Below are 2482 nucleotides of genomic sequence, written 5' to 3' on the forward strand. Positions count from 1 at the left end.
CGCGTTGAAAGACCGGAACAAATTCACGGGAAATACCACGCAGAACAAGGACCGGAATGAGCTCGGGATAAACCAGTCGCCCGGGGACCTGAACCGTCAGCAGGAAGATAGCGCTACAAAGAAGGAGCAGACAGGACAGAACGGGCAGCAGACAAGTACCGGGAACAACAAAGACGCTGCGGGGGGTAACCAGCAAATAACTCCCGATCAGACCCGGAATACCAGGACAACCAACAATAATCCCGGGCCGGCGGAATCCGGCAACACTAATTCCAACGGGAATGGTAACGGGAATACCCGGCCTGCCGGCAGGTAATAACCGGATCCTGTCTGCTGAATGAATGCCGGAGGGATCCCCCGGTTATATTTTTATTCCAGCCATGATACCTATCAACAGAAAGGTGCACCATGAATAGACCGTTCCCGGCAGGGATGCTCGTTATTGGAGCGTTCCTTCTGCTCTGCATCCTGCCGCCAGTACAGGCAGTATCCGATACGGGCTATTCCACGACATATACGATTTCTGTCGCAAAGGACGGATCTGCACACTGGCAGATCGAGTACCGCACCCCACTCCTTTCCGAAGAAGACCTGGCAGGTTTTGATACCTACTCGCAGGACATAAACACGGTTTACCTGCCGGAACTCCGCGATCTGATGCAACGATCCGCGGCACAGGCATCCCTCGGTACTTCGCGAGAGATGGCAGTAACTGATTTCACCGGCAATGCCCTTGTCCAGACATCCCCCACGGGCAGGTTCGGTGTCATCACGTATACGTTCGAATGGACGCAGTTTGCCAAGGTCGATGACGGCATTGTTGTCGGTGATGCCTTTGTCGGGGGCATGTACCTTGCACGGGACAATACCCTGATCATCAGGTATCCCGAGGGATACACCGTGGCATCAGTCAGTCCTGTACCGGACCGTACCGGAGACGCTCTTGCATGGTATGGTCTGCGTTCCTTCGGGCCCGGACAGCCATTCATTGTGCTGAAAGGATCATCGTTTCCGTTCCTTCCCTTGATTGGCGGAATCGCAATCATAGTGATCATTCTCATTACCGCAATCATTCTCTACCGCAGGGCCATTGCAGGAAACAGTCGTGGAGAGGAGGTTTTTGAGGCTGATGATCCAACAGGGTCACCGGCAGCACTTTCAACGGTTGATATGGAGACACTCGAGGAGAAGATCCTCCAGCTGCTCATCTCCCACAACGGGGAGGTGTTCCAGTCAGAGATTGTCAAGGTCCTCGGACTCCCCAAATCCACGATAAGTACAACGCTCAACGACCTTCACCAGAGGGGGCTTATCCAGAAGGTGAGGAGGGGCAGGGAGAACCTGATCCGGCTGGTAAAAGACAGGGAATGATCCCCCTGTTCCCGGTTTTGTACGATATCATCACCTTCTCCTTTTTTGAAATATTATTCCGGATTGCAGGATAGTAAAAACCGTGCCGGGAGGAGGAATCTGTACAATCCGGATACCAGCAGGATGAGTGTGGCCTGCAGTAACGCAAATGGATGAAAAAAGGATAGATGAGATTACTCGTACCCGAATGATTTCATGACAACGTCCGGGTTGACCGCGCCGACATGGTAGACCGCACCCGAGGAAAGCTCGTTGATGGTGACTTCTGCCGGTGAGAAGAGCGACGTGTCGATCTTGTAGAAGTCATAGCCGGCTTCCTTGAAGATGTCGTTGAACGGCTTCCCGTATCCCTTGGACTTGTTGCTTGGGATCCTGTCGAGGTAGTCCTTGATCTCGGGGGCATTCATGGTCAGGGAGATCCTGCCATGATAGATGGTGGCGTCGTTGGTCACGCCCATGGCGAGCTTGGCACCGCGTACCGGCGGGACAGGGGCGGTTCCCATTGCTGCAATGACCTTCTTGGTGTCGAACCCTAGCTCGTTGAGCTTGTAGATTGCAGTCTCGACACACCGGCCGGCGACCTGGATCGATCCGACCATCGAGGCGGTCGGGGCGACAACAGCGCAGACGTTTGCAACGTCGACATGGCACTCCTCGGCGATCTTGTTCATGACCTCAGCGTTCGGGAGGTGGTCACTCTCAAGGCAGATGACGGCACAGTCATAGTCGTCCTCGTACTCGATGACCTCGAAGGTGTGCTTCGGCTTGAGCGAGAGCGCCCGGGCCGGGCCGCTGCCCATTGCAAAGTAGTTGCCGACCTTGACAGTCCAGCCTGCCTTCTGTGCGCCAAGGCAGGAGATTGACGGGAAGTCCGTGTTCACATCGATGAAGGGCATCGGGACGCCCTTGATCTCGCCGTTCCGGAAGTTGACTTCGCCAAGACCGCCCATGCAGATCTCAGTGAATGCCCGGCCGGCCGCATAGCCGCCGCGGACGCTTACCCCGCAGTCGACGATACGGGCGCCATTGTCCAGTTCATGGTAAGCGCAGTTGAATTCTTCTGCGAGATCTGCCAGATTGTCAAAAATTTCCAGTGCCAGTTCGTTAACAC

The 2482-nt window shown here is 55.0% G+C and carries 2 protein-coding genes and 1 pseudogene; 2 read left to right on the plus strand and 1 reads right to left on the minus strand.

The genetic code is table 11. From position 1 onward, the window contains the following. Both CW742_RS10470 and CW742_RS10475 read left to right on the plus strand, forming a co-directional pair. Window positions 1-316 (plus strand): annotated as a pseudogene (locus CW742_RS10470) (hypothetical protein); the annotation flags it as partial. Between the two features lie 92 nt (window positions 317-408). After that, window positions 409-1371: a MarR family transcriptional regulator gene (locus tag CW742_RS10475; RefSeq protein ID WP_292420140.1), complete on the plus strand. Its 963-nt coding sequence runs from the start codon at window positions 409-411 to the stop codon at window positions 1369-1371. Window positions 1372-1544: 173 nt separating this feature from the next. Here CW742_RS10475 and mch read toward each other — a convergent pair. Further along, a partial coding sequence (gene mch / locus CW742_RS10480) for a methenyltetrahydromethanopterin cyclohydrolase (RefSeq protein ID WP_292420143.1) occupies window positions 1545-2482 on the minus strand: 938 nt, incomplete at its 5' end.

This window comes from Methanoregula sp., from assembly GCF_002835825.1.
In the GTDB taxonomy this organism is placed as follows: Archaea; Halobacteriota; Methanomicrobia; order Methanomicrobiales; family Methanospirillaceae; genus Methanoregula.